General features: G+C 47.2%; 13 protein-coding genes. 11 read left to right on the top strand and 2 right to left on the bottom strand.

Annotation, left to right across the window (positions count from 1 at the left end; translation table 11 throughout):
• Nucleotides 1-77: 77 nt before the first annotated feature.
• The 5 genes from groES to P397_RS0102670 all read left to right on the top strand — a co-directional run bounded on the left by groES (nucleotide 78) and on the right by P397_RS0102670 (nucleotide 4,442).
• The gene (groES, locus tag P397_RS0102650; protein WP_012371631.1) at nucleotides 78-362 is read left to right on the top strand and encodes a co-chaperone GroES; all 285 of its coding nucleotides are present in this window, start codon (nucleotides 78-80) and stop codon (nucleotides 360-362) included.
• A 19-nt stretch (nucleotides 363-381) separates the two neighbouring features.
• Entirely contained in the window at nucleotides 382-2,022 is a 1,641-nt protein-coding gene (groL, locus tag P397_RS0102655) for a chaperonin GroEL (RefSeq protein WP_028105519.1), read from the top strand.
• Between the two features lie 297 nt (nucleotides 2,023-2,319).
• Entirely contained in the window at nucleotides 2,320-2,859 is a 540-nt protein-coding gene (locus P397_RS0102660; protein WP_028105520.1) for an ATP-binding protein, read from the top strand.
• A gap of 82 nt (nucleotides 2,860-2,941) precedes the next feature.
• Nucleotides 2,942-3,517 carry a GNAT family N-acetyltransferase gene (locus P397_RS0102665; protein WP_028105521.1) on the top strand — a complete coding sequence of 192 codons (576 nt, stop codon included), beginning with the start codon at nucleotides 2,942-2,944 and terminating at the stop codon, nucleotides 3,515-3,517.
• Nucleotides 3,504-4,442 carry a HEAT repeat domain-containing protein gene (locus P397_RS0102670; protein ID WP_028105522.1) on the top strand — a complete coding sequence of 313 codons (939 nt, stop codon included), beginning with the start codon at nucleotides 3,504-3,506 and terminating at the stop codon, nucleotides 4,440-4,442. Before P397_RS0102665 ends, P397_RS0102670 begins: the two co-directional genes overlap by 14 nt.
• A gap of 107 nt (nucleotides 4,443-4,549) precedes the next feature.
• Here the strand turns inward: P397_RS0102670 and P397_RS0102675 are convergent, their stop codons facing one another.
• Nucleotides 4,550-6,355 carry an LTA synthase family protein gene (locus P397_RS0102675; RefSeq protein ID WP_028105523.1) on the bottom strand — a complete coding sequence of 602 codons (1,806 nt, stop codon included), beginning with the start codon at nucleotides 6,353-6,355 and terminating at the stop codon, nucleotides 4,550-4,552.
• Nucleotides 6,356-6,540: 185 nt separating this feature from the next.
• On the opposite strand from P397_RS0102675, the gene P397_RS0102680 reads away from it, so the two are divergent.
• The 3 genes from P397_RS0102680 (at nucleotide 6,541) to P397_RS0102690 (ending at nucleotide 12,103) form a co-directional block, all read left to right on the top strand.
• Nucleotides 6,541-8,700: a hypothetical protein gene (locus P397_RS0102680; protein WP_028105524.1), complete on the top strand. Its 2,160-nt coding sequence runs from the start codon at nucleotides 6,541-6,543 to the stop codon at nucleotides 8,698-8,700.
• A gap of 205 nt (nucleotides 8,701-8,905) precedes the next feature.
• A complete protein-coding gene (locus tag P397_RS0102685; protein ID WP_028105525.1) occupies nucleotides 8,906-10,939 on the top strand; it encodes an acyltransferase family protein in 2,034 nt (677 codons plus the stop codon).
• A 117-nt stretch (nucleotides 10,940-11,056) separates the two neighbouring features.
• Nucleotides 11,057-12,103: a DUF2332 domain-containing protein gene (locus P397_RS0102690; RefSeq protein WP_028105526.1), complete on the top strand. Its 1,047-nt coding sequence runs from the start codon at nucleotides 11,057-11,059 to the stop codon at nucleotides 12,101-12,103.
• A 137-nt stretch (nucleotides 12,104-12,240) separates the two neighbouring features.
• Here the strand turns inward: P397_RS0102690 and P397_RS0102695 are convergent, their stop codons facing one another.
• Complete coding sequence (locus tag P397_RS0102695; RefSeq protein ID WP_028105527.1) at nucleotides 12,241-12,852, bottom strand: TetR/AcrR family transcriptional regulator; 612 nt, start codon at nucleotides 12,850-12,852, stop codon at nucleotides 12,241-12,243.
• A gap of 160 nt (nucleotides 12,853-13,012) precedes the next feature.
• Between P397_RS0102695 and P397_RS0102700 the strand changes: the two genes are divergently transcribed.
• From P397_RS0102700 to wrbA, 3 genes are all read left to right on the top strand, one after another.
• Complete coding sequence (locus tag P397_RS0102700) at nucleotides 13,013-13,756, top strand: ABC transporter ATP-binding protein (protein ID WP_028105528.1); 744 nt, start codon at nucleotides 13,013-13,015, stop codon at nucleotides 13,754-13,756.
• Nucleotides 13,740-14,759 (top strand): ABC transporter permease, encoded by a 1,020-nt coding sequence (locus tag P397_RS0102705; protein WP_028105529.1) that lies wholly within the window; start codon nucleotides 13,740-13,742, stop codon nucleotides 14,757-14,759. The genes P397_RS0102700 and P397_RS0102705 overlap by 17 nt, the downstream gene beginning before the upstream one ends.
• Nucleotides 14,760-14,868: 109 nt before the next feature.
• On the top strand, nucleotides 14,869-15,471 hold the full coding sequence (gene wrbA, locus P397_RS0102710; protein ID WP_028105530.1) for an NAD(P)H:quinone oxidoreductase: 603 nt from the start codon (nucleotides 14,869-14,871) through the stop codon (nucleotides 15,469-15,471).
• Nucleotides 15,472-15,518: the final 47 nt, after the last annotated feature.

Genomic DNA, 15,518 nt, shown 5'->3' on the forward strand with positions numbered 1-15,518 from the left:
CGTTTAAGATAAAAATATGTTAGCACTCCAATTAAGTGAGTGCTAAAAAACAGTCATGTTCAAGGAGGATGTTTCGCATGTTAAAACCACTTGGTGATCGCATCGTGATCGAAGTCGTTAAAAAAGAAGAAACAACACTCGGAGGAATCGTTCTTCCTGGGTCAGCGAAAGAAAAGCCGCAAGAGGGTAAAGTCGTCGCTGTCGGTACAGGCCGTGTGACGGAGCAGGGTGTCCGTGTACCACTTGAAGTGAATGTCGGGGACCACGTCATCTATGCGCAATACGCAGGGTCAGAAGTAAAAGTCGATGGCAACGAATACTTAATCTTACGCGAAAGCGATATTTTAGCAGTAGCAAACTAATCAAAGGGGGATTTCAGTCATGGCAAAAGATATCTTATTCAGTGAAGAAGCACGCCGGGCGATGCTTCGTGGAGTAGACGCATTAGCGGACGCAGTCAAGGTGACGATCGGACCAAAAGGACGGAACGTCGTTCTCGAACGTAAATTCGGTTCACCACTCATCACGAATGATGGTGTGACAATCGCAAAAGAAATCGAACTCGAAGACCACTTCGAAAACATGGGCGCGAAGCTTGTGGCAGAAGTCGCATCGAAAACGAATGAAATCGCAGGGGATGGTACGACAACAGCGACAGTCCTCGCACAAGCGATGATCCGTGAAGGACTTAAAAACGTCACTGCGGGTGCGAACCCGATGGTCATCCGTAAAGGGATCGAAAAAGCAGTCCGCCGTGCCGTCGAAGAACTGCACGCGATTGCGAAACCAATCGAAGGCAAAGAAGCGATCGCGCAAGTTGCGGCGATTTCAGCTGCTGACGAAGAAGTTGGTCAATTGATCGCCGAAGCGATGGAACGTGTGGGTCAAGACGGTGTCATCACAATCGAAGAATCACGCGGCTTCACGACGGAACTTGATGTCGTCGAAGGCATGCAGTTTGATCGTGGCTATGCATCACCATACATGATCACGGATTCGGATAAGATGGAAGCCGTCCTTGAGAATCCATACATCTTGATCACGGACAAAAAGATTTCGAACATCCAGGAAATCCTGCCGGTCCTTGAGCAAGTCGTTCAACAAAACAAACCACTCTTGATCATCGCGGAAGACGTCGAAGGCGAAGCACTCGCGACACTCGTCGTCAACAAACTCCGTGGAACGTTCAACGCCGTTGCGGTCAAAGCACCAGGTTTCGGGGACCGTCGGAAAGCGATGCTCGAAGACATCTCAATCGTCACTGGCGCAGAACTGATCACAGAAGAGCTCGGTCTTGATCTGAAAGAAACACAAATCACGCAACTCGGTCGTGCGTCGAAAGTCGTCGTTTCAAAAGACAACACGACAATCGTCGAAGGAAACGGACACAGTGATTCAATCACAGCCCGTGTCGGTACGATCCGTTCACAAATCGAAGAAACGACAAGCGACTTCGATCGTGAAAAACTCCAAGAGCGTCTCGCGAAACTCGCAGGCGGCGTAGCCGTCGTCAAAGTCGGAGCAGCAACAGAAACGGAACTGAAAGAACGAAAACTCCGGATTGAAGATGCACTCAACGCGACACGTGCAGCCGTCGAAGAAGGAATCGTTGCCGGTGGTGGTACTGCCTTCATCCACGTCACGAAAGCCGTTGAATCGATTCTTTCGGTAACGACAGGCGACGAAGCGACAGGTGTCAACATCGTCCTTCGTGCGCTCGAAGCACCGCTTCGCCAAATCGCGGAAAACGCCGGTCAAGAAGGTTCAGTCATCGTCGAGCGTCTCAAACATGAAGCACAGGGCATGGGTTACAACGCGGCAACGGACGAGTATGTCGACATGATCGAAACAGGAATCGTCGATCCAGCGAAAGTAACGCGTTCAGCCCTTCAAAACGCAGCGTCTGTTTCAGCGATGTTCTTAACAACAGAAGCTGTCATCGCCGATAAACCGGAACCAGCCGGATCTGCTCCTGCAATGCCTGATATGGGCGGCATGGGTGGAATGGGCGGTATGATGTAATCTAACCATATACCCCGCTGATCGATGGGATTTGTAGTGGAACCGGATTATAAAGCGCTAATTTAATGTTAAATCAGGGAGATCCTTTGTAAGTTCTTTGAACTTATAGAGGGTCTTTTTTTACTACGCTAGTACAAAATTACTTTTGAAGTTTTTTAAAGATGATGGTTTTTATTAATTGATATGAGTCTATTTTGAATGCTTTAAAAAGAATAGTAGGTGTCTTTTAAAAAATGTAATGTAAAATTAGGAAAACTATATAATAGATACATAAAACGCTTGTAAGGGTGAGAAAAAATGATGAATAAAATCCATATCATAGGGGCTTCGGGATCAGGAACATCCACACTGGGCAAAGCTTTAGCAGAAGTTCTTCCTCATGATTCTTTGGATACGGATGATTATTATTGGATATCCAAGTTTACTGAGCAGCGACCTGTACCTGAAAGAATAGAAATGTTGAAGAAGGATTTGTCACATTCCGAGCAATGGATTTTATCGGGAGCAACTGTAGGTTGGGGTAATTGCTTTGCTTCTTATTTTGACCTCGTTATTTTTTTATGGATACCACCGGAGGTCAGACTCGAAAGACTGCAAAAAAGGGAAATAGAACGGTACGGGGGAGAGGTACTACCGGGTGGTGAAAAGTATGAACAATCGCAAACGTTTCTTAAATGGGCTACTCTCTATGACCATGCGGGTTTGGAAGTTCGAAGTAAAGCCTTGCACGAGCAATGGATGGATAAATTATCGTGCCCGATATTAAGGATTGAAGGCGACTATTCAGTCGAAAAATGTCTGGCGATGGTTAAAGAATACTTAAGTACAGATTCTTAAAATTGATTTTGCAGTTCGAAAAAATTTTGATCTTCTAATATGAAGAGTTATCTTGGAAATTACATAATAAGGGGTGAGAGCAATGCACCAATTTGAGAGAATCACAATTGAGCCGCTAAAAGAACAGTTTATAACTATCGTCAATGCAGCTAACGAACCCTTTCCAATTGTCGGAAAAGTTCTCCCGAGTCTTTCAAACGGCGTCTGGTCTTACGAAGAAGAGTTGTATGATACACCATCAGAAATCCGTTTCCCGGATGACAAACTGGATTGGTCTGTTTATATCGACAGCAGTGAAAAAATCGTCTTGTTGGCTTTCCATGAAGACGCGTGCATTGGACAGATCCGTCTCGTCAAAGACTGGAACCGGTTTGCCTATATTGAAAACATCGCCGTCAAAAAGGATTTCCGGAAAAGCGGTGTCGGTCACTTGCTGCTTGAAGCAGCTGAAACCTGGGCGAAGGAACAATCGTTGATTGGCCTATCGCTTGAAGCGCAAAACGATAATTTGATTGCCTGCCGTTTTTACGTGAAAGAAGGGTTTGTCCTTGGCGGAGTCGATACGCTGAAACAGTCAGCTAATTCAAACATTGATCTGACGCTGTACTGGTATAAACTGTTTGAGAAGATTAAAGGAACTGCCGATGAACAAAGATGAATTAATCGCATTAGCGGAACAGATGTCGATCGACGAGTATGTGTACGATGAAGAACGGGGTTATTCCACGAGTGAAGGGTCGCCGTCTGACTTAGCGTATGAAACAGCACGGCGTTTTCAGGATATTCAAATGCTTCCTGTGTTAATGGACCTGCTTGAACAGACTAAGAGACTAGAAATGAAACGGTATTTCTACTTTATGCTGGGGACGATTGGGATGAACACAGGTGACGTACGTGTTGCTGATTTGCTGTTAGAGCGACTGGCGCAAGAGACAAAGCCTAAACTGATTACCAGTATCCTTGATGAACTGGCGAACCAGGAACGGGTGGATGATGCGACAGATATCATCAAGTACGTCGAGGATTCCCGTTCGGCTATTCGAAATTCGGCGATTGATGCACTCGGCTCCTGTCGGGGGGCTTTAGCAGAAGATGCGTTAATTCAATTTATTACGACCTCGACCGATTCGTTTGAGATCATGAGTGCGAATTTTGTGTTGGCAACGATCGGGACGGAGCGGGTTATTCCGCATCTGTTACCGCTCCTCGATCATCCGAAAGGTGATGTCCGGCACTCGGCACTCAATGCGCTCAGTGAACTCGGAGACGACTCGTTCCTGCCGCTGTTTGTGAAAGGCTTGGAGGATCGGTCGGTCGACGTCAAAGCGTACGCGTTGCTCGGAATTGCAAAACATGGGGATGCATCTGCTATTCAGCCGATCATTAAACGAGTGAAAACAATGCTGAAACGAAAGCGACAGATTCAAAGTAACGAGATCCTGACCGCATTCCGTTTTTTGAATCGTTACCGACAATCGGACAAGACGATCCCGGAATTGTTTGACTGGATCATCATGAAAAGATGGGATGTCCTGTTTGACGAGGAACAGCAGTGGTTGACTGAATATCGGACATCTCACTAGATGATTTATTCAAGACGGATGGACTAAAGCACATAAAAGGAGGAGCCGGATGCTGAGTCCGGCTCCTCCTTTAGTGCTGCAACGATCATTTGATTCGGATGACTGGTTCAGTCTTGCTCTAATCCATTCTTTTCGATGATCGCATCCGACAGACGCAAATCTTTTCGTACTTGTTTCGTTTGCGACTGGCACATCTTACGATCGACCTGTTTTTTCGTCGAGACGTCATAACAGATGCCGTTGCCGGCTTTTTCCGTCAGGTTCGCTTCGTAATAGTAGTCCTTGTAACGGAACGAGCCGTCACGGAAAGCAGTCAGATTTGGTTCATCATCGAGCAGGGAGTTGCCCATCATATACGGGGACTCGAGATTGAGTAAATCAACAATCGTCGGAGCGATATCGATTTGTCCGCCGTTCTCTTGAATGACTTGACCCGTGTCTTGATGTGGTTTTTTGATGAACAATGGGACTTGGCGGTCGAGGGCAAAGGCGTCGACGGCATTGTCGATCTGCGCTTTTTGTTGCATCTCACTGCCTTCGTTCGTCAAGCCGCTGTCATGATCCCCGTAAAAGATGACGAGTGTCTCGTCCCACATGTCTTTTGCCTTCAACTCCTTGACCATCTGCCCGACGGCCTCGTCGACATAATGGACGGTCTGGTAATAACGTTTTAACATCGGATCCTCGTAACCGGACAGATCCAGCTCCCGTTTGTCTTTTGGAATCTCATACGGCGTATGACTCGTCAGGGCGACGAGGAACGAGAAGTACGGTTCCTTGAGTGTTTCCATATGCTCGATCGATGTCGTCAAAAACTGTTTATCGTTTAACGCCATCCCGATTTCTTGTTGATCGGGATAATCCTTTTGACTGAAGAAGTGATCGAAGCCCAGGTTTTGATACACTTGATCCCGATTCCAGAATCCTTTTTCATATGCATGCATGGCGGCGGTATCGTATCCATTGTCGCGCAACAATTCAGGCAACGCTCCGAATTCATTATCCGGGAACCGGGTGTAGACCGAACCCGACTTCAACGGATAGAGCGACGTGTTCGTGATGAATTCCGCGTCCGAGGTCCGTCCTTCATGCGTCTGATGATAAAACGACGGGAAGTACAGCGATTCTTGTTTCAACTTATTCAGGTTCGGTGTCAACGTTTGACCGTTTACTTTTTGGTCGATGACCGATTCCTGAAACGATTCCAGTTGGACGAGAATGATGTTCGGTTTTTTCGTGGCGCCGTCTGCGGCTGAAGTCGAGTTTTCCTCGATTCGTTGGCGCTCAGACGCGGTCAAGCTTTCTTCTGAGCCGATTGCTCCTTGGATGCCGCGGAACAGATCGAGTCCATGGTAGCCCCAGAAACCGAGCTGATAATAGTCCCGCATGTCGGAGACCGACTGGCTGAGCCGTTGGTCTTCTTTGACGACGCTGTAGGTGACTGGCGCAGCAAACAGGATCACACCTGCGAGTAAGACAAGACCTGCTGCCTTTTGGCGTTTGCTTTTCGTGACGGCAAACGTCTTGTTGCGCGTAAAGAAGAGAATCGCTAAGAAAATCAGGCTGTCCGCAAACAACAGGAAGTCGGACGGCAGGATCAGGGCGGCGAAGCCGCTGCTGACATCACCCATCTGCAACATCTGCGACATCAACGAGACCGACAGAAAATCTTCGAAGTAGCGGTAGTACCACAGATCAGAAATCAAGAGGAAGCTGTGGGCGATTAAAAGACCGAGCCAAATCCAGCGGCGCTTGTTCCACTGGATCAACAGTGTCCAACTCGACAGCACGAACATCCCGCCGAGGTTCATTAAAAAGAGGTCAACCGGAAAAGCGGTGTTGGTATAAAAGCTGAACAGCACGAATTTTAACGTGCCTAACAATAAGTAGAGGGCGTAACCAAATACGATCATAATATTCTCCTAACGTTCGTCATTGTTGTAAAGTAGTCTATACCCTAAACTAAATCAGAACGAACGTTTGAATCGGTTGCGATATGTTTGTCATTGACCTGATGTATCAAAAAACATCTGAATAGAGCAAATAAATGGAATAAAATAGAATTAATCACTGCATTTTGAAAGGATGTTCTACATAGATGAACTGGAAACATTGGATGGGGAGTACCGCACTGGTCTGCGGAACCTGGTTGACGCTGACGACACTGACTGAAGCTGCCCCGTATGACATCAAAAAGAATGATCAGGCAATCATCGGATTTTATGATTTGGAAACGAAACAAACGACGCCGTATCCAAGTGGTGTATCACCGTATGCGTTCCTCCGGGCAGAATCTGCTGACAAGACATTATTCTTGTTCCAAGACGATTATTTTGACGAAAACTTTCAGCCGTATTATTTCATGAACGCTAAAACCGGGACATCGGAAGAAGTGGAGCTCCCTGAAAATCTGGAGTATTTACGAGTTCTTGATCAAGATCATCTCGTGGCGCGGGCAGGCTGGGATACGTTTCATGTACTGGAGCGACAGGGAAACCAATTCGTCATCCGTGATACGGTGAAGGATGGGCGTACTCCGTCCGTTCAGTGGATTGGCCCGAACCGTTTCTCCTTGATTCGGGACGGCGTCGCGGACTGGTATGATGTGCAAGCAGATGGAACGTTTGCAAAAGTTCAGTCCATCGACGTAAATAAATTTTATCCGCTGACAGGGGACTGGATTCTTGATGTCAGCAAGACAGCCGTGATCCGGAATGTGGAAACCAATCAGACGTATGCCTTACCGAATAAACGGACGGATCAATTTGTCCGTGGAGCCTATGAGACGGCAGACGGTTTGTATATGCAACTGACAGAAGAAGATGAGACGAAAGACGATAACCGTTCAACTTCCTTGTATTATCTGGACAAGCAAACAGGACAAATCAAGACACTGGTCGACTATTCCGATGAGTTAGCACAAGAAGTCTTGACCGATGGACGTGCCATTTACCGGGCAAACGGACAAACAACGCTGCTCGACTTTAAAGAGTACTTACGCGAACCAATCGCGATTGATGATCGGACAAAAGCGGACACTGTGTTTCTGGAGAAGACGCCGTTGACGCCGGATATTCAGTTGACACGAATCGACGGGACGACGGAGCCGCTTGCGCTTCAGAAGGTTACGTTTACGGGAGACGTTGACCAGGAGAACGGTGTCCGGATTCCGACAAGTCAAAAGCGGATTTATAATACGGAGTATACCGTCGCTTATACGACAGAAACAGGTGTCGTATTGAAAGATACGACGCGTTATCAACACAAACGATACCTGACGGCGACACTCGATCAACTGAAAGAAGTCAAAGAAGGTCTCTATACGTACCGGATTGATCTTGGACAGGCCGATGTGCCGGTCAGTGTCTTCCGCAAGGACGGAACACGCATCAACGGTGCGGTATCGGATGAGAACGGGATGCTGACCCTTCCACTTGGTACGACGGGACTGCTCGGGCAACCAATCTCGTTTACAATCGGTGGCGGCAATGTATTTGATAAGGAAACGACGGTACAGCGGACGGTCGTCGGATACGAAGTACCGCGTGTGACCCAGTCGACAAATACGAATTTCAAAACTTTCACATACCGTTTGGAGAGTAAAACGGACGGCGGAACGTATACTGTCTACTATGGAAAGAAAAAAATCGCAACCGTGCCGGCAATCAAGAAGACCGAAGTGACGATTCCCTATACAGATCAACTGGCCGAGTACCGGATTGTCCGTTCGGGCAGTTATGCCTCAAAATCACTCTCGTTAAAAGACAGCGTGATGATGTCCAGTGTATTACATCAGCCGTTAAATGACGAACAGACGACGATCGACGGCGCACTCGATTGGGATGCTTCTTACGGAAAGCTTTACATCGATGGCAAGTACACCGCGTATATCGATCGGAAGAAAACACGGATGTTCGCCATCCCGACGAAACCGTTGAAAGCGGGTCAAATCGTCAAATTGGTGGCGCGCAAAGGAACACAGCTCCAAGTTTCCGAGCAACGGGTCGTCGCTGCCGGCAATCCGACGCTGAAATCATACACGACGGCGTTAAATTCCGCGAGTACGGCATGGAAAGTTAAAGCGACCAAAGGCAAGACGATTGTCGTGACGATCAACAAGAAACGGTACACGAAAATCGCGACCGGTAAAACACAGACGATGACGTTCCCGAAACAAAAACGGGGGACACGCGTGACGGTCCATGCGGAATCGATCAAACTACGCAAGAGTAAAACGTTTACGTTAACCGTGAAATAAGCCATATGTAAACACGACCCTTCGTTATCAGAAGAGTCGTGTTTGTCGTGGTCGGTGATCAAAGAAACGCAAAAGTAATTACTATTGTTATGGATTTTATTAGTATTTTACTTTAGGATGAATTGGTGCGTGTTTAATGTTGGAGGAATTTTTTTCAATTCCATTCGTCTCGTCGTGAGAAAAATAGTATAGGAGCTAATGCAAAATGAATCAACTGAATCACAAAGAAGTCCAACCTCAAAAACTCATCAATACCAAAAGTCAGTTTCGACCGGAAATCGAAGGGTTACGTGTCGTTGCGGCGTTACTCGTCGCGGTTTATCATATCTGGTTCAATCGTGTCTCAGGCGGCGTTGATGTGTTCTTCGTCATCTCCGGTTTCCTGATTACGACATCGATCATCTCGACGATCAATCGGACCGGTGAGTTTCGTTTCTTACCGTATGTCACGAAGTTGATCAAACGGTTGTTACCATCGGTCTTGTTCATTTTGGCCGTCGTGCTTGTTTTGAGTTCGTTTTTATTACCGCAATCGATTTTAGAGAAGACGATTCGTGAAGTCGTTGCCTCGATGTTCTTCTATCAAAACTGGCAACTGGCGATTTCGAGTACCGATTACTTGGATGCGAGCCAAATGAAGTCGCCGGTTGAACATTTCTGGGCCTTGTCGATTCAAGGGCAGTTCTACATGATTTGGTTTGTCTTGTTTGCCTTCATCCTCTGGATGGTCAAAAAGTATGCGATCAAGAACGTCAAACCGATGCTCAATACGATTTTAGGTGTCCTGTTCGTGTCTTCTCTCGTCTATTCGATTTATCTGACGTCAGTCAATCAGCCGTGGGCGTACTTCATCACGATGACACGCGTCTGGGAATTCGCCTTAGGAAGTTTGCTGTGTATCAACCTGTCGTCGATCCGTGTTCCGAAATGGATTGCAACCGTGATTGGTTGGCTCGGATTGATCGGGTTGATCCTAACCGGGATCCTCTTCAACGTCTCGGAAATGTTCCCGGGCTACATCGCCTTATGGCCGATGACGTGCGCCTTGTTCATCGTCTTGTCGGGAACACGTGAGACGACGTTCGGGATCAAACGTTTCTTAGGTTCAAAACCGATGGTCAAACTCGGTGGAATCGCGTTCGGGATTTATCTCTGGCACTGGGTCCTGCTTGAGTTTTACCGCTACAACGTCCAGCAAACACCAGGTTTCTGGATGGGGACGTTGATCATCCTGTCGTCGATTCTGTTGTCTTACCTGATGACGGAATATATCGAAAAACCGATCCGCAGCTCAAAAGTCGACCGCTCGTCCTTCAAGAAGCTCGGCATTATGGCGAGCATCAACGTCTTGTTGATCGGTTCGTTACTCGGTCTGAAATATTTTGAAGAAAAAGAATTGACGGACGGCGTCAGCACCGGCGATTATCCGGGGGCGATGGCAGTCAAGAATCCGGACCAGACACCGGACCGTGAGCCGTTCCCGTCGTACGCCAACGTCTTTGATGACCTGCCGCTCGTTCACACCGACGGCAGTAATCAAGTATTGAGCAAAAGTGACGTCAAAGTCGGCGAGTACGGCGAAACGAAAGACTATATCGCAACGATTGCCCTCGTCGGCAGCTCGCACTCGGAGCAATGGTTCGGAGCCATTCACGAAGCCGCAAAAGGTGAGAAGTACCGGGTCTTGAACATCACCCGTTCCGGGACACGCTTCTCGACCGGCTATGAAGATAACGTCTTAAAAGGTATCTGGAACCAAAATGTTCTCGATTACTTGAAGGATGCCGATGTTGATCTCATCATCTCGCACGTCACGGCGGCAAATGCGACGAAAGATAAGATTCATCAACAGATGGTTGATCAGATGCAGTACGTCAAAGACGAGTATGGTATCGATGGTCTGGCACTGCGGGATAATCCGCGTTACAGCTTTAACGTCCTCGAGTCGCTCGAGACGACGAGCATCGAAGAGACGACGAAGAAAATGAATGCCGAAGTCAACCAGCGTGATGAAGCGTATTGGAAAAACTTCGAGCAGACGAACAAGTCGCTCTATAAACTCGATTTGACGGATTACTTCCGCGTTGATGGAGAGTTCCGTCCGGTCATCGGAAACGTCGTCATCTACCGCGACGTCAGTCATATGACGAATACGTACGCGGAAAGTTTCGGACCGGTCTTCAAACAGAAACTGAATGAAGTCGTGACGGATATTCTTAAGAAAAAACAAGCTGATTAATCGTCAGACGAACTCTTCCCCTGTTACAGGCGGAAGAGTTTTTTTTGATATCGAAAACAGGGGTTTGGAATAATTCGGGGAATATAAGATGGGTATCGAAAAAAGGGGGAACGATTCATGACACAAGCAGAAATTGCACAACGCTTCCAGACTTTCGCGGAACGGGAATGCCGGGACTCGAGTCCGTTTTATGAATATCTATCGCTCGAAATTGCACAAACTCCGGCAATTCTTGAACTGTGCCGACACGCGCGCGACGGGCAACCGATTCCGAATCTCCTGTTTGGTGCCGTCCACTATCTGTTGCTGAAAGGGATTGATCATCCGCTCGCCGCGTACTATCCGAGCGTGACGGACCAACCAAAACCCTTTGCGGAGTCCTTCGCAGACTTCGAATCCTTTTGTCAGACTTACGAAACGGATCTGATTCCGCTGCTGGCACAACGTCTTGTCCAAACGAACGAGGTCCGACGCTGTACGTATCTGTATCCAGTCTTTGGTCAGATTCATCAACAGACGAACCAACCGCTCGCTCTGCTCGAAATTGGAACGAGTGCCGGATTACAACTGTTGTTTGATCAATACGCCTATGATTACGGGACAGGGGAGACGGTCGGCCATCCGGCATCCCGTCTGCATCTGACCTCCGTCATCGAGGGAACGGGAACACCGACGCTTCCCAAAACACCACCACCCGTCACGATGCGGACCGGACTCGATTTAAATATCGTCGATCTGACCGATGCCGATGAACAGTTGTGGCTGAAAGCACTGATTTGGACGGAGCACCGGGAACGGCTTGAGATGTTCGAGGCGGCAGCGCGTTACGTTGACGAGTCTGCACTGGAACTCGTCGAAGGGGATGGAATTCAATTATTGAAGCGGTACGCAACGCAGACACCGGACGACAGTATCCTCTGTATTTTCCACACGCATGTCGCAAACCAGATGCCGTTGGCTGTGAAAAAGGAATTGCTCCAAGTCGTCGAGGAAATCGGACAGACGCGGAACCTCTACCACCTGTACAACAACGTCCAGGACCGGTACTTGCATCTCGATGCGTACATCGATGGAGTCTTGACGGAACAGACGATTGCCGAGACAGACGGCCATGGTCGTTGGTTCAAGTGGTTGGTCGAAGATTCAGTAACGACGTCTTCTTAATCCATCCAAAGTTTACGTGAGTCCTGGCGGAGATAGTAGTTTACAGAAGCTGTGAAAGATCAATAAGACCCGATTCCTTGCATCGATTAAGCAAGAGAACGGGTCTTATTGTACGTCTCTAGACAGCACATAAAGTATTAGAGCAAGCCGCCTGCATGGAGTGGACCACGCGTCGTAATGGTAAAGATGATTTTTGCGATCTCCTCTGGTGTTTCGCCTTTCTCGTGCAGCAACCATTCTTGGACAACACCGATGTGTGCGGATGATATATAGGAAATCAGATATTCACTAGGAACAAGAAGCTTGTTTTTATCAAACAAGGATTCAGAAGAACGGTGGAACAAAGCGTCATGCATGAATTTTTTCAAGCGATCTTGAAATTGAAGATCTCCGTTTGGACCAAGCAAGGTTTTCATCAGCACACGATTCTGATAAAGAAACTCAAGAAATGGGACCAACAGTAAAGAGGCGTCAGCCGGTGGAAATTGGGATTCTTTTTTAAAGAGGACCTGTAGGTTTTTAATGAGCTTTTCTTCGGCTCCAGTGAAAATTTCTTCGATGTAGAGATTCATCAAATCGTATTTGTCTTCATAATGGCTGTAAAATGTTCCGCGATTGATTCCGGCTTGTTTGGCGATATCTTTCACGGTGATGTTTTCGAATCCCTTTTCCTCAATGAGCCCAATTAAAGCTTCTTTAATGAGCTGTTTCGTCCGAATGACACGTAAATCGTTGTCTTGTTTCGTCATAAAAGCGTCTCCTTTTCAACACTTGAATGAGATGTGTCGGTAAAGCGACAGACTCGCTCAAGTTGATTATTGTAAGCGGTATTTTGTCTATCTATACTTACATTATAAACAACATGGTGTTGATTATCTTTGTTTTTAATTCAAGAAAGGAGATCATCCAATGAAGATTCGTGTAGCAGGAACAACAAAGTCCTTTGGTCAGACAGAAGTCATTCGACATATTGATTTCACTGTCATGTCCGGCGAAATCTGCTGTTTGTTAGGTCCTTCCGGTTCAGGAAAAACGACGTTGATTCGATTGATGATTGGAGCGATTGCCCCAAGTACAGGGACGATTCACATCGGGGACACCTTGATGCCAAACATGACGCTCTTGAATGAGATTGGGTTCATGCCGCAAAATAATGCGTTATATGAGGATTTGACGGCAGAAGATAACCTCTTGTTTTTTGGATCCGTTTATAAGCTGGAGAAGTCCGTATTAAAACAACGAATCGAGGAAGTGCTTAAGATTGTCGACTTAACGGCACATCGTCAAAAACGAGTGCATGTTTTTTCGGGAGGCATGAAAAAACGACTGTCGCTCGCCATCGCGATATTACACCAACCGAAAGTCTTGTTTTTAGATGAACCGACCGTCGGGATTGATCCTGTTTTACGACGTGAGATCTGGCACCAGTTTCATCGCATCAAACAAGCGGGTACGACGATTGTCGTCTCGACTCATGTCATGGATGAAGTCATCGAATGTGATCGTGCAGCCCTTATTTATGAAGGAACGTTGATTGAATATGATACGGTCGACAACTTGCTCGCGAAGACACAAACAGGACGCGTCGAAGAATTGTTCATTTTAGCTTCGGATCAACTGAAGGAGGGGACAACTCATGAACCACTTAGCTAAACGTGTCATCCGTCAAACACTGAATGATAAACGAAGTGTCATGATGATCTTGATTGCTCCCTTACTGCTCTTGACGTTAATCTATCTGTTGTTGGGGGATACAGACTATGTGCCGGTCATTGTGATCGAAGAAGCAACGCCACAAAATCTTGTGACTGCATTGAATAAGCAGGACATCGAATTGATTCAGGAAAAACAAACGATCACATCCCCTAAAACATATCTGACGGATAACGAACACGTCGATGCGGTATTTCTTTATTCAGACAATGGATTTGACATGACACTGCGCGAACCTTCCACAAAATCCTCAACAGCCGCCAAAGAAATTCAAGCAGCCTTATCGTCAATTAATCCTGCGTCAAAGATGGAGACCAGCTATGTCCATGGTTCGACGGATCAGTCGACGTTTGATTCACTTGGTTATGTTTTCCTGTCGTTATTCTCATTTTTCATGGTCTTCGTCATCTCAGCGATGGCTTTTGTCAAAGAACGCAGCGAGGGAACGCTGGAGCGATTATTGATGACACCAATCAAGCGGAGTGAGGTCATTCTTGGATATACGATGGGCTATAGTGTCTTTGCGATTGCCCAAGCGATTTTGATTGTGCTTTATACGGTCTATATCTTACAGATGAGTTCAAACGGTAACATCTTCTTGGTATTACTCGTCTTGTTGCTTCTTGCGACGACCGCTGTCTTGTTTGGGGCGACGATTTCTGTTTTTGCCAGCTCTGCGCTCCAAGTCGTGCAATTGATTCCGTTCACGATCATTCCACAAGTCTTCTTTTCCGGTTTGATTTCACTGGATTTGATTCCTTACCATCTGGGGAATCTGAGCTACATCATGCCGATTTTTTACGGGGCGAGTGCGATCAAGGAAATCATGGTCTACGGAAACGGCTTCGATGCCATTTGGGGATATCTCTCAGGGTTACTTCTATATATCCTCGTCTTGTATACGATCAATGTACGCGCCTTAAAAAAATTCAGAAACGCTTAAATTGAAAAACCTTGAATTCAAAATAAAGGCGTTACTTTATCCAAAAAGCGGGAAAAGAGGACATGTACATCCATTGTCCGTCACTGTTTTTGAAAAAAGGAGCGAAGTCATGTCTAATGTGAAACTGGCTGTCATCTATTACAGTTCGACCGGAACAAATCATCAACTCGCCACGTGGGCGAAAGAAGCAGGGGAAGCGGCTGGAGCCGAAGTGCGTCTTGCGAAAATCAAGGAGACGGCACCGGCAGAAGCGATTGCCTCCAACCCACTCTGGCAAAAACATACCGATGCCACGCGTGACATCGAAGAAGCGACACCCGACCTGCTCGACTGGGCGGACGCGATCATCTTCAGTGTCCCGACTCGTTACGGACATGTCCCGGGACAATTCCAACAGTTCCTCGATACGACAGGTGGTCTCTGGGGTCAGGGGAAACTCGTCAATAAAGTCGTCAGTGCCATGTCGTCGGCGCAAAATCCGCACGGCGGACAAGAAGCGACGGTCCTTGCTGTCTATACATCGATGTTCCACTGGGGTGCGATCGTCGCAGCACCAGGCTACTCGGATCCGGTTCTGTTCGCAGCAGGCGGTAATCCATACGGGACGACGGTGACCGTCGATCAGGACGGCAACATGGTGGAGTCCGTTGAACCGGCTGTCCGTCACCAAGCGAAGCGTACGGTGGACATTGCAAGCCGCATTAAAGGCTGATTAAAAAGTCTAATTAAAAAAACCGCGCCAGTCCTTTTCGGAACAGC

This window comes from Exiguobacterium undae DSM 14481 (assembly GCF_000620805.1).
In the GTDB taxonomy this organism is placed as follows: Bacteria; Bacillota; Bacilli; order Exiguobacteriales; family Exiguobacteriaceae; genus Exiguobacterium_A; species Exiguobacterium_A undae.

Bases quoted from the DNA above. Each gene is read 5' to 3' on its own strand.
- groES (WP_012371631.1), top strand. From the start codon at position 78: ATGTTAAAACCACTTGGTGATCGCATCGTGATCGAAGTCGTTAAAAAA.
- groL (WP_028105519.1), top strand. From the start codon at position 382: ATGGCAAAAGATATCTTATTCAGTGAAGAAGCACGCCGGGCGATGCTT.
- P397_RS0102660 (WP_028105520.1), top strand. From the start codon at position 2,320: ATGATGAATAAAATCCATATCATAGGGGCTTCGGGATCAGGAACATCC.
- P397_RS0102665 (WP_028105521.1), top strand. From the start codon at position 2,942: ATGCACCAATTTGAGAGAATCACAATTGAGCCGCTAAAAGAACAGTTT.
- P397_RS0102670 (WP_028105522.1), top strand. From the start codon at position 3,504: ATGAACAAAGATGAATTAATCGCATTAGCGGAACAGATGTCGATCGAC.
- P397_RS0102675 (WP_028105523.1), bottom strand. From the start codon at position 6,355: ATGATCGTATTTGGTTACGCCCTCTACTTATTGTTAGGCACGTTAAAA.
- P397_RS0102680 (WP_028105524.1), top strand. From the start codon at position 6,541: ATGAACTGGAAACATTGGATGGGGAGTACCGCACTGGTCTGCGGAACC.
- P397_RS0102685 (WP_028105525.1), top strand. From the start codon at position 8,906: ATGAATCAACTGAATCACAAAGAAGTCCAACCTCAAAAACTCATCAAT.
- P397_RS0102690 (WP_028105526.1), top strand. From the start codon at position 11,057: ATGACACAAGCAGAAATTGCACAACGCTTCCAGACTTTCGCGGAACGG.
- P397_RS0102695 (WP_028105527.1), bottom strand. From the start codon at position 12,852: ATGACGAAACAAGACAACGATTTACGTGTCATTCGGACGAAACAGCTC.
- P397_RS0102700 (WP_028105528.1), top strand. From the start codon at position 13,013: ATGAAGATTCGTGTAGCAGGAACAACAAAGTCCTTTGGTCAGACAGAA.
- P397_RS0102705 (WP_028105529.1), top strand. From the start codon at position 13,740: ATGAACCACTTAGCTAAACGTGTCATCCGTCAAACACTGAATGATAAA.
- wrbA (WP_028105530.1), top strand. From the start codon at position 14,869: ATGTCTAATGTGAAACTGGCTGTCATCTATTACAGTTCGACCGGAACA.